This is a genomic window from Ciceribacter sp. L1K22, from assembly GCF_017599385.1.
Taxonomy (GTDB): domain Bacteria; phylum Pseudomonadota; class Alphaproteobacteria; order Rhizobiales; family Rhizobiaceae; genus Allorhizobium.
Genome location: NZ_JAGFPK010000001.1, coordinates 709,661 through 726,531, shown reverse-complemented (window position 1 = coordinate 726,531; position 16,871 = coordinate 709,661). Strand labels below are relative to the sequence as shown.

Sequence of the window (16,871 nt, the reverse complement as noted above, 5' to 3'; positions counted from 1 at the left end):
CGGTGAGGCCGCTTCTCAAGAAATCCGCGCGCGGGTCTATTCAGCGTCCGCCTCGGCGGCCAGCGTCTTGACCAGTTCGACCAGCCGACGCCGCACCTTGGGATCGGTGATCTTCACAAAAGCCCTGTTAAGCTGCAAACCCTCCGAGGAGGACAGGAAGTCGACCACGTAGTTCGAGCTCGAGGCTTCCGCCATGCCAGCGCCAGACGCCTGATCACCAGGCGCATCCTCGAAGAAGAACGATACCGGCACATTGAGAATGCTGGAGATATTCTGCAGTCGGCTGGCACCAACGCGGTTCGTGCCCTTCTCGTATTTCTGGATCTGCTGGAAGGTAATGCCCAGGCTTTCGCCCAGCTTTTCCTGACTCATGCCGAGCATGGTGCGCCGCAGCCGAATCCTGCTCCCGACATGAATGTCGATCGGGTTCGGCTTCTTTTTATTTTCGATCATGATTTGATCCTGACAAATGGTTTGCATCCGATACCAAAACCCGCGTTGCTTGCAGGTGAGTCAGAACGAGGCGCAGCGAAAGCGTCAAGAACTCGAAGCATAGTGGCAGATTTCCGGCGGCATCCACTATGCAATTTTAGGGGTTTTTGGTCAATTCTTCCGGGAAATAAAACTAAGGCGGGAAACTACGGCGACCAACAACAAAAAGGAAATTATCAACCAGAAGTTACGTTGACGCCCACTAAAGTTCTGAACGGAAACGTTAAGTAAACTTATCGTTGTATCGATAGCACCTTTCGAATGGCGCTTCAAACCAGAAATAATCCGGCCGCGAGCATCGACCGCAGCTGAGATACCATCGTTGGCCGCGCGAATCAGCGGCAGGCCAGTTTCCACGGCCCGGACGCGGGCCTGCTGAAAATGCTGGTAAGGACCGGGCGTCGCACCGAACCAGGCATCATTGGTTACGTTGAGGATTGCGCCTGCGTCGTCGGAAACGTCAGCCATCTCCTGCGGAAAAATGACTTCGTAGCAGATCAGAGGGTAGAGCCTGCCACCTGCGGGCAGATCGAGAAGGCTGCGCTGGACGCCCGCCGAAAAGCCGCCCGGCAGGCTGATAAGGTTGTCGACGCCCATCTCCCGCAGCACGCCCTCGAAGGGAACATACTCGCCGAACGGGGTCAGGTGAGTCTTGTCTGACGCGCCGATGATCTGGCCCTTGTCATCGACGATGTAGATCGAATTATAGTAACGCGGCGGCAGCCCCGCCCCGCGATCCTCGGCCCGTACCGCACCCGCCAGCAATGTCTGCCCATCATCGAGCGCATCGGCAATGCGGGTCAACGCATCAGGATTTTCCGTCAGGATGAAAGGCACCGACGTCTCCGGCCAGACGATCACGTTCGGCTTTGCGCCCCCCTCCGGCGGCGGCGCGGACGTCAGCCGCAGCAGATCAGAAAATATCTCCTCGCGGTCGGCATTTTCCATCTTCCGGGCCTGATCGACGGCGGGCTGCACCAGGCGGACCGTCAATGTCTCGTCCGTCTGCTGGTCTGGTCGGGCAAGCACCCATATGCCATAACCGAAATGCGCGAGGGCGAGAGTGAGCGCCACCGTCAAGCCGATCCGCCTGCCTTTGCCCGTCCCCACCAGCGCGGGAGCCGCAAACACAAAGACCGCGAGAGCGGAGACTCCGTAGACGCCAATCAGCTGCGCCGACTGCATCATCACGGGCACAGGCATCGCGCCATAACCGATAGCATTCCATGGAAAGCCGGTGGCAACGAAGCCACGAAGCCATTCGGCCGTACCGAACGCTGCCGCAAGCGCCGCGATCCGCCCTACACCGTCAGACCACAGGATTTTGGCCGCGAGCGTGGCAAGTCCGTAGAAAATGGCGAGCACGGCCGGCAGACCCAAGACTGCCAACGGCAGAGCCCACGCAAATTCGTCGGCTTCAACAAGAAGAGCTCCGCCCAGCCACCAGAGCCCAGCAACGAAATAGCCGAAGCCAAAACTCCAGCCGATGAGAAAGGCGGTTCGGTAGCCTCGTGAAAATCCTTTGTCGGGATTTCCGGTCGCACCGTCGAGAAGCCAGACCAGGACCGGAAAGGAAACGAACAAAATCGCGACGAAACTGATCGGAGGAAGCGCCAAGGCGGCGAGCGCACCCACCAGGATAGCGAGGAGCACCCTCCGAAAACCCCACGTCAGCATGATCCTGCTTGCCAGCCGGTCCATGCGGCACCCCTTCCGTCCCAACGAATCACCGGCGGCAGTCTTTCAAAAAAACGTCAGCCTGTCTCCCGCCGGGCATTCGGCTGGGCGCTTCAGGTGCTGGCGTTGGCCGCCGGCATGGACTGTTCCGCCTTGTCTTCCGGCGCAGCGTCCTCGCGTCCCGCCGCTGGCTGGTTCTCGCTCTCGCCTTTCGACAGGCGCCGGCGTACGGCGAGGCGCTTGCGGATGATCCGAATGCGCTTGATTCGGCGGGGGTCTGCTTCGAGGATGTGGAACTCGAATCCGGGCGTTGCCTGCACTACCTCGCCCCGGACTGGAATTCGTCCAAGCGTGGCGAAGATCAATCCACCGAGAGTGTCGACGTCATCGAGTTTATCGCGGATATCGAAATCCGGACCGATCGCGTCGGCGATCTCCTCGAGTTCGATGCGGGCGTCGGCAACAAAAACGTCTTCCGATATCCGCGTGAACATCGCCTCTTCGTCGTCATGCTCGTCATCGATATCGCCGACCACCATTTCCACGATGTCCTCGTGGGAAACGAGGCCGTCGGTGCCGCCATATTCGTCGATGACGAGGGCGATCTGCGTCCTGGCAGCCTGCATGCGCTGCAAGAGGTCGGATGCGTGCATCGACGGCGGAACGAAGAGGATCGGCCGAATGATCCCAGCTTCCGACACGGGCTTGAGGAGGTCGACACGCCCAAGATCGAAGGTCGCCCGAGGCGCACGTGCCGGCTTTTCCGCCTTCGCCGCAGCATCCGCGGGTCGAGAGGCCGGACGTCGCTTGTTGCGCGCCTGTTTTGTCACGTAAGCGAGCAGATCGCGCAGATGGACCATGCCGCGGGGATCATCCAGCGTGTCGGAATAGACCGGCATGCGCGAGCGCCCGGTTTCCTCAAACGCGGTCATCAGATCGCCGATCGTAATGCTTTGATCGACCGCATCGATATCCGCCCGGGGGACCATCACGTCCTCAACCCTGACTTCACGGAAACGCAGGATGTTGTTCAACATCGCTCGTTCTTCCGGAGAAAAGACGTCGCCAATGCCGGGGTCCGCCAACAAAGCGTCGGTCAAGTTCTCGCGGAGAGAAGAAGCCTGCTGCGGCCGGAGGAGTCGGGCGGCTCGGGTCCAGAATGACGTGATGGCACGCGCGGCGGGTTCCGGCCTGCCGGTACTACTACTGGAACCGTCGTCGGAGGAAGTGTCGCCGGTCTCGCTGGCCTTGGAGGCCGTTTTCGTCGAATAGTCGTTCATCGTTCCAAACTGTCAGACAGGGTCCTGCCCTGCATAGGGATCAGATAGGCCAAGTTGGGCCAAAATGCGAGTCTCCAGTCCTTCCATGACCGAAGCCTCTTCGTCGTTCATGTGATCGTAGCCGAAAAGATGCAGGAATCCATGGACGAGGAGATGCGAGAGATGCTCATCGAAGGTTTTTTCGAGTTCCTCTGCTTCCCGCTCCAAGGTTTCCCGCGCCATCACGATGTCACCTAGCATCGGGCCCGGCATCTTGCCGGGTTGAAGCGGGAAGGCAGGAAAGGAGAGCACGTTGGTCGGCTTGTCCTGGCCGCGCCACTCGCTGTTGATTTCACGGATCGACGCGTCGTCGGTGAACACAAGCGAGAGTTCCGGCGGCTGTTTCGGCAGGGGCTGCCTCTCGCTCTCGACAAGATAGCGAAGGGCGGTGGCCAACACGCGCTCGCCTAGCGCACGCAACGACGCCTCCTCCGGCCAACCGTCGTCCTCGACGGCAATCTGCAAGTCCAGTTCGGTCATTCCAATAGCCGGCCGGTGCTCAACGGTCGATCTGCTCGCTTTCGTCCTGGATGACATACTGGGCGTCGTAGGCCCTGACGATGCGACCGACGAGCGGATGGCGCACGACGTCCACGTCCTTGAAACGCGTTATCGAGATACCGTCGACGCCCTCAAGAATCTGCAGCGCCTCGACCAGACCCGACTTGACCCCACGCGGAAGATCAACCTGACTCGGGTCGCCGGTGATGATCATCCGGCCATTCTCGCCAAGGCGCGTCAGAAACATCTTCATCTGCATTGACGTCGTGTTCTGCGCCTCGTCGAGTATGATCGCCGCGTTTGCAAGGGTACGGCCGCGCATGAACGCAAGTGGTGCAATTTCTATGACGCCCGCCGTGATGGCGCGCTCGACCTTGTCGCCAGGCATCATGTCGTAGAGCGCATCATAGAGCGGCCGTAGATAGGGATCGACCTTTTCCTTCATATCACCGGGCAGGAAGCCGAGACGCTCTCCGGCCTCGACGGCGGGCCGAGAGAGTATGATCCGGTCGACCGCCCCGCGCTCCAGCAACTGGGCTGCGTGGGCGACTGCCAGGTAGGTTTTGCCTGTGCCGGCGGGACCGACGCCGAACACGAGTTCGGATCGCTCCATCGCACGCATATACGCGTCCTGCGTCGGCGTGCGAGCGGCGATCGTCTTCTTGCGCGTCGTGATCTGCGCCATGGATAGTTTTGCCTTGCGTTCCATCGTCGGCAGGCTCAACTGGTCATCGGCGGCCACGGCCATGCGAAGAGCGCCCTCAACGTCCGAAGGCTCCACAGTGCCACCCTTCTGCAATCTGTCGTAAAGAAAATCCAGAGCACGGCGCGCCTGGTTGGTGGCGACGAGGTCGCCGGAGATAGATACGGAGTTGCCACGCGGGCGAGCGCTGATGTTCAGGCGCTCTTCAATGAGCTTCAAATTCTGGTCGAACTGCCCGAAAAGCTCACTAGCAAACCGATTGTTCTCGAACGTCAAGATGAAGTGATTGGCGTCGGTCGCTGCGGTACGTGGGTTACGCGAGGATGAAAGTGCCAATTCCTGTGCGTTCAATCGGGTCTGGCTCCACAGTCAGAGTATCTCGGAACCCACTCTAGCTTCATGCCACCTCGGCAAACAAGCTGTTTGGTCCGGTTGCGGTGATTCGTACGTTTATAATGTCACCGATTTGCGATGTTTTTGCATCAACATTCACAGACTGAAGCCACGGCGACCGACCGATCAACTGCCCCGGGTTTCGGCCCGGCTTTTCGAGCAGGAGATCAATCGTTTTGCCCACACAACTCGCAGCAAAGCGGTTTTGTTGCATGAGCAGCAATTCCTGCAACCGCGCGAGACGTTCAGACTTTACCTCTTCATCAACATGATCCGGCAAATCCGCGCCTGGCGTTCCAGGGCGGGAGGAGTATTTGAACGAATAGGCCTGCGCGTAGCCTACACGCCGAACGAGTTCCAGAGTGGCCTCGAAATCCGCTTCTGTCTCTCCCGGAAAACCCACGATGAAGTCACCAGAGAGGGCGATATCGGGGCGCGCGGCGCGAATGCGATCGATCAGAGCGATATATTCGTGCGCATTATGGCGACGGTTCATTGCCTTCAGAACCCGGTCGGAACCCGACTGCACCGGAAGATGCAGATAAGGCATCAGCATGCGCAGATCGCGGTGCGCCTCAATGAGACGATCATCCATGTCGCGGGGGTGGCTGGTGGTGTAGCGAAGGCGGGCGATACCCGGGATTTCCGCCAGACGGTAGAGGAGATCACCGAGACCCCAGCGTTCGCCTTTAGGACCGGCGCTGGTCCAGGCATTGACATTCTGGCCGAGCAGCGTGAGTTCCCGCACGCCCTCACCGGCCAAGCGCTCCGCCTCGGCCACGATCTGTGCAACGGGCCGGGAAACTTCTGAGCCACGTGTGTAGGGAACAACACAGAATGTGCAGAACTTGTCGCAGCCCTCCTGCACCGTCAGGAACGCGGTAACGGCGCGGGCCTTTCCTCTCGGTGCGGAAATGCTCGGCAGATGCTCGAACTTGTCTTCAACCGCATATTCGGTGTCGACGACACGCTCCCCCTTGCGGGCACGCTTCAACGCGTCAGGAAGGCGGTGATATGTCTGCGGGCCTATCACCACATCGACAGATGGCTCGCGACGCGAAATTTCCTCGCCTTCAGCCTGCGCAACGCAGCCCGCAACGCCAATCATGAACTCGCGACCCTCGCTGGCCCGCTGACGCTTCATCTGCCGCAGGCGGCCCAAGGCGGAATAGACCTTTTCCGAGGCTTTTTCGCGGATGTGACAGGTATTCAGGAGAACCAGGTCGGCTTCGTCCATAACGTCCGTCGGCACGTAGCCGTCCGCGGCCAGCGCATCGCTCATGCGGCTGGAATCATAGACGTTCATCTGGCAGCCATAGGTCTTGATGAAGACTTTGCGGCCCGGCGAAGGTTCACCGCTGGTCACAGCCGCGAGTGGCGACATTTCTGCAATTTCCTCGGTCATGGCGGCTATCTAGTGCTTTTCTGCGCGGGATAAAACAGAAAATTTCCGATGTTCAACCGCCCCGCGTCGAGCGCCCGCGCAGATGGTCGACCAACATCGACCGGATGGCAGCCTCGACCCGCGCGCTGAGGAGCTTCCTGTTTTCACCCACCCTAAACTCTATCACCTCGCCGAAACTGACGTCGACATCGATCGCACCCGCCTTCAGGATGCCAATCAGGTGCGGCAACAAGCCGATATCGCCGGGCCATGCGGCAATCGGACGGTGGTAGCGCCCCATCGGCATGCCGTACACGCCCGTATAGGCGATCGCTACAGGCTGGACATGAACGACGCCATCGGGCGCAAGCGGCAAGGCGGCGCTAGCAGCGCCGAACAGTGACGACTTTACGCCCAGTAGCCTGTTGCCGTCGGAGGTCGTGCCTTCGGGGAAGAGCACGACGATTTCGCCATCGGCCATTCGCGTCGCAATCTCGTTCACCTGCTCTCCGGTCCGACTCTTCTCCTCGCGGACCACGAAAATGCTCTTCTGGAGCTTCGCGAAGAGACCGAACACCGGCCAGGACGCCACTTCGGTCTTGGCGATAAACGCAACGTCGGCGAGCGCTCCGAGGATGAGGATGTCCTTCCAGGAGGCATGATTGGCGGCAATCATCAAGGGGCGACGGCTCTCCAGTCCTCCGTGAACGTGCAGGCGTATGCCGAGAAGCCTGCAGGCCATCCTGTGCCAATAACCGGGAAGCCAACGCCTGTAAGGGAAATCGAAGTAGAGCCCCAATGCCTGTATCGGAAGCATCACCAGCGTCATCAACGCGATGAGGGACAACACGATGCCGATGCGCACGCCGTCGATCACCGTCTATGTTCCCTTCCGCCGGTCATGTCGAACGCTTCAGCCTTCGTCCTTCTTCAGCGGTATGCCATACAGTTCCAGGCGGTGATCAACGAGTTTGAAGCCGTGCTCGCGAGCAATCTTTTCCTGCAACGCCTCGATCTCGGGAGAATGAAACTCAATGACTTCACCGGTTTTCAGGTCGATGAGATGGTCATGATGCTCTTCCGGGACAGTCTCGTAGCGGGACCGGCCATCGCGGAAGTCGTGACGGGCGATGATCCCGGCGTCTTCGAACAGCTTCACCGTTCTGTAAACGGTTGAAATCGAGATCCGCGAGTCGACAAGAACGGAACGGCGGTACAATTCCTCAACGTCGGGATGATCGTCGGAACGCTCGAGAATACGCGCGATCACGCGTCGCTGCTCCGTCATTCGCATGCCGCGTTCGACACAAAGATCCTCGAGGGTTTTCGAAACTTCGTTCATCACATCCGACATGCAAGGCCCGTCCACCAAAAGGTGGTTAGCCAAGATCGCGCTTCATGACAAGCGCCGCGGATCTTCGACCTTCGGCGTCCTGATAATAGGAGTCGCGCCTACCGGCGATTTCGAAACCGAGTTTCCGATACAGTCCAAGGGCGGGACCATTGCCGTCATCAACCTCCAGGAACATCGAGAGACCACCCCGCGCCTGAGCTTCCCGCATCGCGGCAAGCATCAGTCGCCATCCAAGACCGGCCCTGGGAAGCCTTTCCTGCACGGCAATCGTCAGTATCTCGGCCTCACCCGCCACCTCGCGAGCCAGGACAAAACCGGCCAATGACGGCTTGAACAAGAGCGCGTTGGTCTGGCGGGCAACGAACCCGTACGTGTTCTGCTGCAGAAGCAAGTTAACGAACTCGCCGTCATTCCACCCGCGAGCGAACCGCTGCCCGTGCAGTTCCGACATTTCGCGGCAGTCGTCGGCCGACATCGTCACGATCTCGAACTCGGGCTTCCGTGAAAACACGTTTTCCAGCATTCCCGCTCATACCCTCGCTACGGCAAATCCTTCCTGCGGCTTCGCATCCGGTCCCCGCAGGTAAAGTGGTCTCGGCTTCCCCGGCTTTACGGCGATAGCCAGTTGCGCAACCCGGGCAATGGGAAAATGGTCCGCGGACGTCGCGACCTCATTGCCGGCAAGGAGGCTTGCGGCCGAACCAACAACCTCCGCCGCGCCCGACGCGGCAATCTCTCTGGCGGCGTCCACCGACAGGACAGACGCGTCCTGGAGCGGGCGACCGGTCGCAGAGAAGAGCTGCAGATAGACTTCGCCCCGACGAGCATCGATCGAAACAAGGATCGGCCTGCCATCGTCATCGCCTTCGCGCCGTCGGCGGTCGATCGCTTCTGCGGCAAGCACTTCCAACGTAGAGATCCCGACAGACTCCACGCCAAGCGACAAAGCGAAACCTCGTGCCGCCGCCACACCAACACGTATGCCGGTGAAGGATCCCGGTCCTACCGTGACCGCGATCCGGCCGACGTCGGAGATATCCACGCCAGCCTGGTCCAATGCCAGATCAACGATGGCCATCAACCGCTCGGCATGGCCACGCCCGATGTTCTCGGTCACCTCGCCCAATATTTTCATGGTTGCGGTATCGTAGAGCGCTGCCGCGCAATCGGTTCCAGCCGTGTCGAGCGCGAGGACGATCATCGGGCGGAAATGCCAGACATCAGACGGCCTCGACTTCCTGCACTTCGGGCACGAAGTGGCGCAAGAGGTTCTGAACACCGTGCTTCAACGTCGCCGTCGAGGACGGGCAACCGGCGCAGGCGCCTTTCATGTTCAGAAAGACCTTGCCATCCTTGAAGCCACGGAAGGTTATATCGCCTCCATCCTGCGCAACGGCGGGACGGACCCGCGTCTCGAGAAGTTCCTTGATCGTGGCAACGATGGTCTCGTCGCCGGCGTCGAAAAACTCACCATCTAAGTCGGAGTCGCCGCGACTGCTTGCTCCCATGACCGGCTGGCCGCTCATGAAATGCTCCATGATGGCACCCAGTATCGCTGGTTTCAGATGATGCCATTCCGGGCCGTCCTTGGTGACCGTCACGAAGTCATAGCCAAAGAACACGCCGGTAACGCCCGTGATGGAGAAGATCCGGCTCGCCAATGGAGAGTTCTGAGCCGCCTCAGCGCCCAGGAATTCTGCCGTCCCGCTCTCCAAGACGACCTTCCCCGGCAGGAATTTCAGCGTAGCGGGATTCGGCGTCGTTTCAGTCTGGATGAACATGGGTATCTCCCGGGCTCGCGGCCAAATTTAGAATTCTTCAAAAATAAGACCGAATATCGGCGTCTTCAAGTCAAAAGCGGAAGATAACCCATCGATCAGCAGAGCGCGTCGATTTCCTCGTTGCTCAGTGTATCCGGCAGCACGGTGACCGGTATGGGAAAGGCTCCCGGGCGGCCGGCAATCATCGATACGAGAGGGCCCGGCCCTTCCTTGGCTGATCCGGCCGCCAGGACCAGGATCGCGATATCCCGGTCTTCCTCGATAACTGCGTTGATCTGCTGCGCCGAACTGCCTTCGCGGATGACGATCTCCGGTTCCACCCCAATCGATTCGCGAATCGTCTGTGCGGCTTTTGCCATCGCCGCTTCCGCTTCCTCACGGGCTTCGGCGCGCATGATCTCCTCGACACCCAGCCATTGCTGGAAGTCGCCTTCGGGAATGATGTACAGCATCACCAGGCCGCCGTTCGAATTCTTGGCGCGGCGTCCCGCATAATGGACCGCCTTGTAGCATTCCGGCGTCCCGTCGATGATCGCCATGAACTTGCGCCTGTGGCCTTCAAGTCGTGACAGTCGTTTCGAAACCATTCGGAAATCCAGCCTCCGGACCGGTCACAACCGCGCGCGTCACGACGGACTCCGGTTTGCCCGCCGCGCGACACACTCGACCTTACTGCACGAAACCAATGATGTCGCGGACTTCCTTCATGGTTTTTTCCGCGCGGGCGCGGGCCCGTGCGCCACCGTCACGAAGCACCGTGTCGATGTAGCCGGGATCCCCCATCAGCCGGCGCATCTCCCCGTTCACAGGAGCCAGGGTCTCGACCGCAAGATCAACGAGGGCCGGCTTGAAAACGGAAAACTGCTGTCCGCCGAAGTCCTTCAGCACGTCAGCTTTCGACTTGTCTGAAAGGGCAGCGAAGATGCCAACCAGGTTGTCCGCCTCCGGCCTACCCTTCAATCCTTCCGTCTCGCTCGGAAGCGCATCCGGATCGGTCTTGGCCTTCTTGATCTTCTTCGAGATCGTCTCGGCATCATCCATCAGGTTGATGCGCGAAAGATCAGAGGCATCGGACTTCGACATCTTTTTCGTGCCATCGCGCAGGCTCATGACGCGCGGCGCCGGACCATCGATGAGCGGCTCCACCATCGGGAAATAGGCATGGACCGGTTGGTCGCCGACCTTGATATCGATTCCCGCCCCGGTCTCGCGGATCTGGCTTGCGAAATCGAGGTTGAACTTCATCGCGATATCGCGGGTCAGCTCCAGATGTTGCTTCTGGTCGTCGCCGACGGGGACGTGCGTGGCCCGGTACACAAGAATGTCGGCGGCCATGAGGCTCGGGTAGGCGAGCAGTCCCAAGGAAACCTGCTCGGCGTTCTTGCCACCGGCCTTGTCCTTGAACTGGGTCATGCGCTCCATCCAGCCGATCCGCGCCACGCAGTTGAAGATCCAGGCCAGTTCCGCGTGTTGCGGCACCGCCGACTGGTTGAACACGATGTGCGCCTTCGGGTCGATGCCCGATGCAAGGAAGGCAGCCGTGATCGAGCGTATCTGGTTCGGCATGTCTTCGTGCACAAGCTGCGCCGTCAGCGCGTGCAAATCAACGACGCAATAGATGCAATCGTTGTTTGCCTGCAGTGCGACGAACTTCTTGATGGCGCCGAGATAGTTGCCGAGGTGAAGATTGCCGGTCGGCTGAACGCCGGAGAAAACCAGCGGCTTGAATTCACTCATGTACGTCCCCAACAGGCGGGTGGAAGGCCTGATCTAGCGATTGATTTCCGCCAGCGCTTATGCACCCCGCCTTCTGCACAATCAAGTGCCGACACAACACTGCTTCAGACCGGTTCTAGAAGATCCCAGCGATTGCCATAGAGGTCTTCAAAGACGACGACGGTACCGTAAACTTCGTGGCGCGGCTCTCCGACAAACCGTACGTCATTTGCAAGCAAGGCCTTGTAATCGCGGGCGAAGTCATCGGTTCGCAGGAAAAAACCGACCCGGCCGCCGGCCTGTTTTCCGACCGCCGCCCGTTGGTCCTCACCATCGGCTTTCGCCAGCAAAAGGGCCGCACCGGACGTGCCCGGCGGCCGAACCACCAGCCAGCGCTTGACGGCATCCATCTGGGTGTCCTCGACACAATCGAAGCCAAGCGCATTACAGTAAAAGGTCTTCGCCTTGTCGTAGTCGTCTACCACGAGCGTGACGAGAAAAAGTTCCTGCAAGGCCATTGGTCACTCCTTGTGCTGCGCAAGTATCCTTAACGGACATTAACCAATACGGCGCGAAATTCTCGATTTAGAGCAAATTCCTCCTTATTCAGGTCACTTTTCGGAAGGAAATACCCGCCTCCGATCGCAACCTCGCCATCAAGCGATAATTTTCTTTTTTTACAGGAGCCCCGGCATGATGTATCGCGTCGCCATTGCCTGTCTCTTGGCCATTGCCATGACAAGCCCAAACGCCACCGCCATGGATGAAAAGCGCAAGGCTACCTTCTTCATGAAGCACAGCTACTCTGCCGCCTACACCGTCCAGAGAGCGAGCGTGCAGGTCGGATGTTTTCCGGAAAAGCTTCAACGTATCCTCGCTCACATCGCCAGCGAGACCGGCCGGAAACCGATCGTCACATCCGGTCATCGACCCCGGTCCGGGAAGTCGCAACACAGCCGCTGTTACGCCGCCGACATCCGCGTGCCCGGCGTTTCTGAACGAAAGATCGTTGCCGCGGCTAAGCATGCTCCCGGCATTGGCGGCGTGGGTCGGTACTGCAACGGCATCGTCCATGTCGATATCGGACCGCGCCGCAACTGGACCTATTGCTGACGGCCCCTACGCTGCAGGTTTCGGCGAATCATTCCGAGACTGGCACCGCCAATGGCGAATGCTGTTACAAAGTACACGACCATCGCGATACCGATCAGAGCGCCGAGCGCAGCAACCTGCTCCAGGAGACCCGATGAAGGGCTGAGCCACGCGCTCCAGCGATCCGAAAGGTAGATCAACACCATCGCCATGACAGCGGAGGCGACAACCAGCCTTGCGGCGCGCCAGACAAGCGGCCACTCCCACATCAGGTCGCCGCGGCGCAGAAGCGTCACGAACAACAGCACCGCGTTGATCCAGCCGGCGGCCGCCTCCGCAGTGGCGATACCGCGTTCGGCGATAAGGGGAAACAGGGATATCGCAAGCGTGGAATTCACCGCGACGGATATGCCGGTGAAACGCATCGGGGTTTTCGTATCTTCACGCGCGTAAAAGCCTGGCTGCAGAGCCTTGATGAGGACGAAGCCGGGCAGGCCTATCCCGTAGATCGCCAGGATAGATGCGACCACGGCGGTGTTCTGTTCGGAAAAGGCGCCCCGTTCATAGAGCACCCGAATAATCTCGTCGGACAACACCCACAAAGCGGCGGCTGCGGGGAGGGTCAGGAAAAGGACGAACTCTATCGAGCGATTCTGGATATTGGCAGCCTCGACCTGATGGCCACCTTTGAGGGCGCGGGAGAGTTCCGGCAACAGCACGACCCCCACCGCAACGCCGACAACACCGAGGGGAAGTTGGTAGATGCGATCCGCATACTGGAGAGCGGCGATCGCGCCCTCCTTGCCGGAGGCAATCGCTTGTCCGATGATCTGGTTGATCTGGGTGATCCCGCCCGTCAGCGCGGCCGGTACTGCCAGAACAAGCAGACGCTTAACGTTCGGCGTGATCCTGGGCCAGCGAAAACCAATGCTCATTCCGGCGTGGCGGACGCCAATATAGACTACAGCGAGTTGCAGAAGCCCGGCCGCCAAGACCGACCAGGAGAGATACCACGCGGTGGTGGCGGGTTCAGCTCCGGTATGGAGCGCATACAGGAGCGCTCCGATCATGATGACGTTCAGGAAGACCGGGGCGATGGCGGCTGCGAAAAAGTGATGCAGCGAGTTCAACATGCCACTCATCATCGCCGTCAGAGACATGCACATGAGGTAGGGGAACATCACGGCCGCCAACCGGACCGTCAGGGAAAACTTCTCAGCGTCGTCAGCAAAGCCAGGCGCGATGATCCAGCGCACCAGAAGCGGCATGGAGAGTTCCATGACGATCGTGATCACCAGCAGTACGGAGAAGAGAACGCCGAAGACTTCCTCGGAGAAGCGCTTGGCACCGGCCACGCCATTCGCCTCGATTTCCTTTGAGAAAAGCGGCACGAAGGCAGCATTGAACGCGCCCTCGGCGAAGAGACGGCGAAACAGGTTCGGAAACCGGAACGCGGCGTAGAAGACGTCCGCCATGGGTCCCGTGCCCAGAGCGGCCGCCATCAGCGTTTCGCGGGCGAAGCCAAAGATACGGCTGCCCAGGGTCGCGCCGCCGACCGTCGCAAATTTCCGGACAAGGCTCATTTCAGGCTCTCAGCTTTTTCTGGATCAACGTCCCACGCTGCGGCGCCGGCGCGATGATGCCGGAGGGCATCTTGTCGCGCAGTTCGTCGGACTGCTCGGCCATCACCGCCTTGAGTCGCCCGGTGACGGTGGCGATGCGGTTGTCGTTTGTGACCTTCTGGCCGATCAGGTCGGTTACGTAGAAGGTGTCGATGACCTTCTCACCGAACGTGGTGATGCGGGCCGAATGGATGTCGAGCGAGAGATCGGAGAGAACCGCCGTCACCTCAGCCAGCAGACCGATGCGATCGAGGCACTCGATCTCGATCACGGTGAACTTGTTCGAGAGGCCGTTGGAGATCGTGACGTGGGGCTGGACGGGGAATGTCTTGTTCTTCCTTTTCCCCTTGCTACGCGTGGCAATCACCTCAGGTAGGCGCTTGCGGCCCGAAAGAACGTCTTCGATCATGCGACAGATCGTGCCGGCCCGACGCATCTCGTCCTCATCGATCGGGAACTCGCGATTGACCAGGATCGTATCGAGCGCGCGTCCATCCGACGTCGTGAAAATCTGCGCGTCGGCGATGTTGGCGCCGGCGGCGGCACAGGCACCCGCGATGATGGAGAGAAGCCGGGGGTGGTCGGGAGACAGAACCGTTATCTCAGTGATGGCGTGGAACGAATGAGTCCGCACCATCGTCGCCAGAGCGTGGCCGGACTTGTCGGCCTGCCGGATGAAATTTGCGTGGCGGACTTGATCCTCAAGAGCGACGGCGAGCAGATACGGCTCGTAGTGAAGCTTGATATACGTCTCGCGTTCGCGCGTGCTCCAGTCTGCCAGAGCCTCAGAGAGCATGTCTCCGGCATGTTTGGCGCGTTCCTTGCGCGAAACCTCGGAGAAACCGCCGGAGATGAGCAATTCAGTCTCGTAGTAGAGCGTGCGGAGCAATTGCCCCTTCCAGCCGTTCCAGACACCGGGACCGACCGCGCGGATGTCGCAGACCGTCAGCACCAGCAGCATCTTGAGGCGATCAAGCGACTGGACCTTCTCGGCGAAGTCGGTGATCGTCTTGCGATCATGCAGGTCGCGGGTCTGAGCCACCATGGACATCAGGAGATGCTGCTCGATGAGCCACGCCACGAGTTCCGTCTGCTTCGGCGAAAGGCCGAGACGCGGGCAGAGCTTACGCGCAACCTTGGCCCCGGCGATCGAATGGTCCTCCTGGCGGCCCTTGGCAACGTCGTGAAGCAGCACGGCGGCGTATAGAGCCTGCCGATCCTCGATGCTCGGCAGCAGTTTTGCCGACAATGGATGGATATCGCCGGACTGTCCCTTTTCAATCTCAGACAGCACGCCAACCGTCCGAATGAGGTGTTCGTCGACGGTGTAGTGATGATACATGTTGAACTGCATCATCGACACTACCTTGCCGAAATCCGGCAGGAAGCGACCAAGGACACCCGCCTCGTTCATGCGCCGCAGGATCAGCGCCGGATCGCGACGGGAGGTCAGGATCGCCATGAAGAGGCGGTTGGCTTCCTCGTTCTCGCGGAAGTCATTGTCGATCAGCGACAGGGATCGCGTTACACCCTTCAACGCATCAGGATGAAATTCCAGGCCGTTGAGGTCGGCAACGTGAAAAAGGCGGATGATGGAAATCGGATCCCGCTTGAAGACGTCGGGTCGGGCGAGCGCGATGCGCCCCTTGTCCTCGATGAACTCGATCGTTCCAGGGATCTTGCGCGGGCGGTTGGCAAAACGGCCGATCGCGGCCGTTAGTCCCGGCGCAGCCTTGGCCTGCTCGTCCTCAAGCGCGGCGCAGATGATCCGTGTCAGATCGCCCACGTCCTTGGCGACGAGGAAGTAGTGCTTCATGAAACGCTCGACGGCAGAAAGGCCGGGGCGCGGTTGATATCCGAGTGACTGGGCGATCTCCGGCTGGATATCGAAGGACAGGCGCTCCTCGGGCTTACCGGTCAGGTAGTGCATGTGGCAACGCACGGCCCAGAGAAAATCATCCGCCTTCTGGAACAGGCGCCATTCCTGCCTTGAGAGTACACCGAGCTTCACGAGGTCCTCGGCATCACGGACATTGTACTTGTATTTGGCGATCCAGAAGAGTGTCTGGAGATCACGGAGGCCGCCCTTGCCTTCCTTGACGTTCGGCTCGACCAGATAACGGGTGTCGCCGGCCTTCTGATGGCGCTGATCGCGCTCGGCAAGCTTGGCGGCGATGAATTCCGGCGCCGTGCCTTCCGCCACCTCGAGATCGAACCGGCGGATCAACTCAGCGACCAGGTCGGCCTTGCCACAAATGAAGCGGGACTCCAGCACAGCAGTCCGAATGGTCATGTCGGTCTTTGAAAGGCGGATGCATTCGTCAAGCGTGCGCGTGGCATGACCCACCTTGAAGCCAATATCCCAGAGCAGGTAGAGCATGAACTCAACCGCCTTGTGCATATTGGGCGAAACCTTGGCCGGCGTCAGAAAGAGAAGGTCGATATCCGAGCCAGGTGCCAAGGTGCCGCGACCGTAGCCACCGACCGCGGCTACGGCGATGGAATCGGTCTTTTCCGGATAAATGTGGGCGACAACGGCCTCATAGACGATGGAGATCAACTGGTCCTGCAGCCAGGACAGACGCTGTGCACAGGCGAGACCGCTGCCATCTTCGAAAAGTTTCCGTCGCGCGACCTCACGTGCCTCGGCGACGGCCTGTTTCAGCACCGGCAGCAAAGCTGCGCGGGCGTTCAGCACGTGTCCGGCATTGGCGACGGCGGTTTTCATGCACTCTGCCTTCAAGGCGGCGGTATCGAGGATATCGCTATTGTCTATCGTCGGCTGGGCCATGGATGGCGTCTTCGCTTTCAATTGGTGAGCACGCGCAGTGACTGCG

Annotated in this window: 17 protein-coding genes; 1 reads left to right on the top strand and 16 read right to left on the bottom strand. The window is 59.9% G+C overall.

Annotated features, from left to right (window positions below; all coding sequences use genetic code 11):
• Positions 1-36: 36 nt before the first annotated feature.
• From J5J09_RS03570 to J5J09_RS03505, 14 genes are all read right to left on the bottom strand, one after another.
• Positions 37-453, bottom strand: a complete 417-nt coding sequence (locus J5J09_RS03570; RefSeq protein WP_208548320.1) for a helix-turn-helix transcriptional regulator — start codon at positions 451-453, stop codon at positions 37-39.
• A gap of 150 nt (positions 454-603) precedes the next feature.
• Complete coding sequence (gene lnt / locus J5J09_RS03565; RefSeq protein WP_208548319.1) at positions 604-2,193, bottom strand: apolipoprotein N-acyltransferase; 1,590 nt, start codon at positions 2,191-2,193, stop codon at positions 604-606.
• 89 nt (positions 2,194-2,282) lie between these two features.
• On the bottom strand, positions 2,283-3,449 hold the full coding sequence (locus tag J5J09_RS03560; RefSeq protein WP_208548318.1) for a hemolysin family protein: 1,167 nt from the start codon (positions 3,447-3,449) through the stop codon (positions 2,283-2,285).
• Positions 3,450-3,461: 12 nt separating this feature from the next.
• A complete protein-coding gene (gene ybeY / locus J5J09_RS03555) occupies positions 3,462-3,968 on the bottom strand; it encodes an rRNA maturation RNase YbeY (protein ID WP_208548317.1) in 507 nt (168 codons plus the stop codon).
• Between the two features lie 19 nt (positions 3,969-3,987).
• The gene (locus J5J09_RS03550; protein WP_208548316.1) at positions 3,988-5,043 is read right to left on the bottom strand and encodes a PhoH family protein; all 1,056 of its coding nucleotides are present in this window, start codon (positions 5,041-5,043) and stop codon (positions 3,988-3,990) included.
• Between the two features lie 46 nt (positions 5,044-5,089).
• Positions 5,090-6,490 carry a tRNA (N6-isopentenyl adenosine(37)-C2)-methylthiotransferase MiaB gene (gene miaB / locus J5J09_RS03545; RefSeq protein WP_208548315.1) on the bottom strand — a complete coding sequence of 467 codons (1,401 nt, stop codon included), beginning with the start codon at positions 6,488-6,490 and terminating at the stop codon, positions 5,090-5,092.
• Positions 6,491-6,542: 52 nt separating this feature from the next.
• Positions 6,543-7,346, bottom strand: a complete 804-nt coding sequence (locus tag J5J09_RS03540) for a lysophospholipid acyltransferase family protein (RefSeq protein WP_208548314.1) — start codon at positions 7,344-7,346, stop codon at positions 6,543-6,545.
• A 36-nt stretch (positions 7,347-7,382) separates the two neighbouring features.
• Positions 7,383-7,811: a Fur family transcriptional regulator gene (locus J5J09_RS03535; RefSeq protein ID WP_208553023.1), complete on the bottom strand. Its 429-nt coding sequence runs from the start codon at positions 7,809-7,811 to the stop codon at positions 7,383-7,385.
• Between the two features lie 37 nt (positions 7,812-7,848).
• The gene (locus J5J09_RS03530) at positions 7,849-8,346 is read right to left on the bottom strand and encodes an N-acetyltransferase (RefSeq protein ID WP_208548313.1); all 498 of its coding nucleotides are present in this window, start codon (positions 8,344-8,346) and stop codon (positions 7,849-7,851) included.
• 6 nt (positions 8,347-8,352) lie between these two features.
• The gene (gene tsaB, locus J5J09_RS03525; RefSeq protein WP_208548312.1) at positions 8,353-9,024 is read right to left on the bottom strand and encodes a tRNA (adenosine(37)-N6)-threonylcarbamoyltransferase complex dimerization subunit type 1 TsaB; all 672 of its coding nucleotides are present in this window, start codon (positions 9,022-9,024) and stop codon (positions 8,353-8,355) included.
• 19 nt (positions 9,025-9,043) lie between these two features.
• Positions 9,044-9,604: a NifU family protein gene (locus J5J09_RS03520; protein ID WP_208548311.1), complete on the bottom strand. Its 561-nt coding sequence runs from the start codon at positions 9,602-9,604 to the stop codon at positions 9,044-9,046.
• Positions 9,605-9,699: 95 nt separating this feature from the next.
• Entirely contained in the window at positions 9,700-10,191 is a 492-nt protein-coding gene (locus J5J09_RS03515) for a universal stress protein (protein WP_208548310.1), read from the bottom strand.
• Positions 10,192-10,273: 82 nt separating this feature from the next.
• Positions 10,274-11,341: a tryptophan--tRNA ligase gene (gene trpS / locus J5J09_RS03510; protein ID WP_208548309.1), complete on the bottom strand. Its 1,068-nt coding sequence runs from the start codon at positions 11,339-11,341 to the stop codon at positions 10,274-10,276.
• Positions 11,342-11,445: 104 nt separating this feature from the next.
• The gene (locus J5J09_RS03505) at positions 11,446-11,838 is read right to left on the bottom strand and encodes a VOC family protein (protein ID WP_208548308.1); all 393 of its coding nucleotides are present in this window, start codon (positions 11,836-11,838) and stop codon (positions 11,446-11,448) included.
• A gap of 175 nt (positions 11,839-12,013) precedes the next feature.
• On the opposite strand from J5J09_RS03505, the gene J5J09_RS03500 reads away from it, so the two are divergent.
• Positions 12,014-12,433 (top strand): DUF882 domain-containing protein, encoded by a 420-nt coding sequence (locus J5J09_RS03500; protein ID WP_208548307.1) that lies wholly within the window; start codon positions 12,014-12,016, stop codon positions 12,431-12,433.
• Here J5J09_RS03500 and murJ read toward each other — a convergent pair.
• Together murJ and J5J09_RS03490 are read right to left on the bottom strand one after the other, a co-directional pair.
• The gene (gene murJ / locus J5J09_RS03495; RefSeq protein ID WP_208548306.1) at positions 12,424-13,995 is read right to left on the bottom strand and encodes a murein biosynthesis integral membrane protein MurJ; all 1,572 of its coding nucleotides are present in this window, start codon (positions 13,993-13,995) and stop codon (positions 12,424-12,426) included. The genes J5J09_RS03500 and murJ overlap by 10 nt on opposite strands.
• A 1-nt stretch (position 13,996) precedes the next feature.
• Positions 13,997-16,846, bottom strand: coding sequence for a [protein-PII] uridylyltransferase (locus J5J09_RS03490; protein ID WP_281436201.1), 2,850 nt, complete (start codon positions 16,844-16,846; stop codon positions 13,997-13,999).
• Positions 16,847-16,871 lie beyond the last annotated feature (25 nt).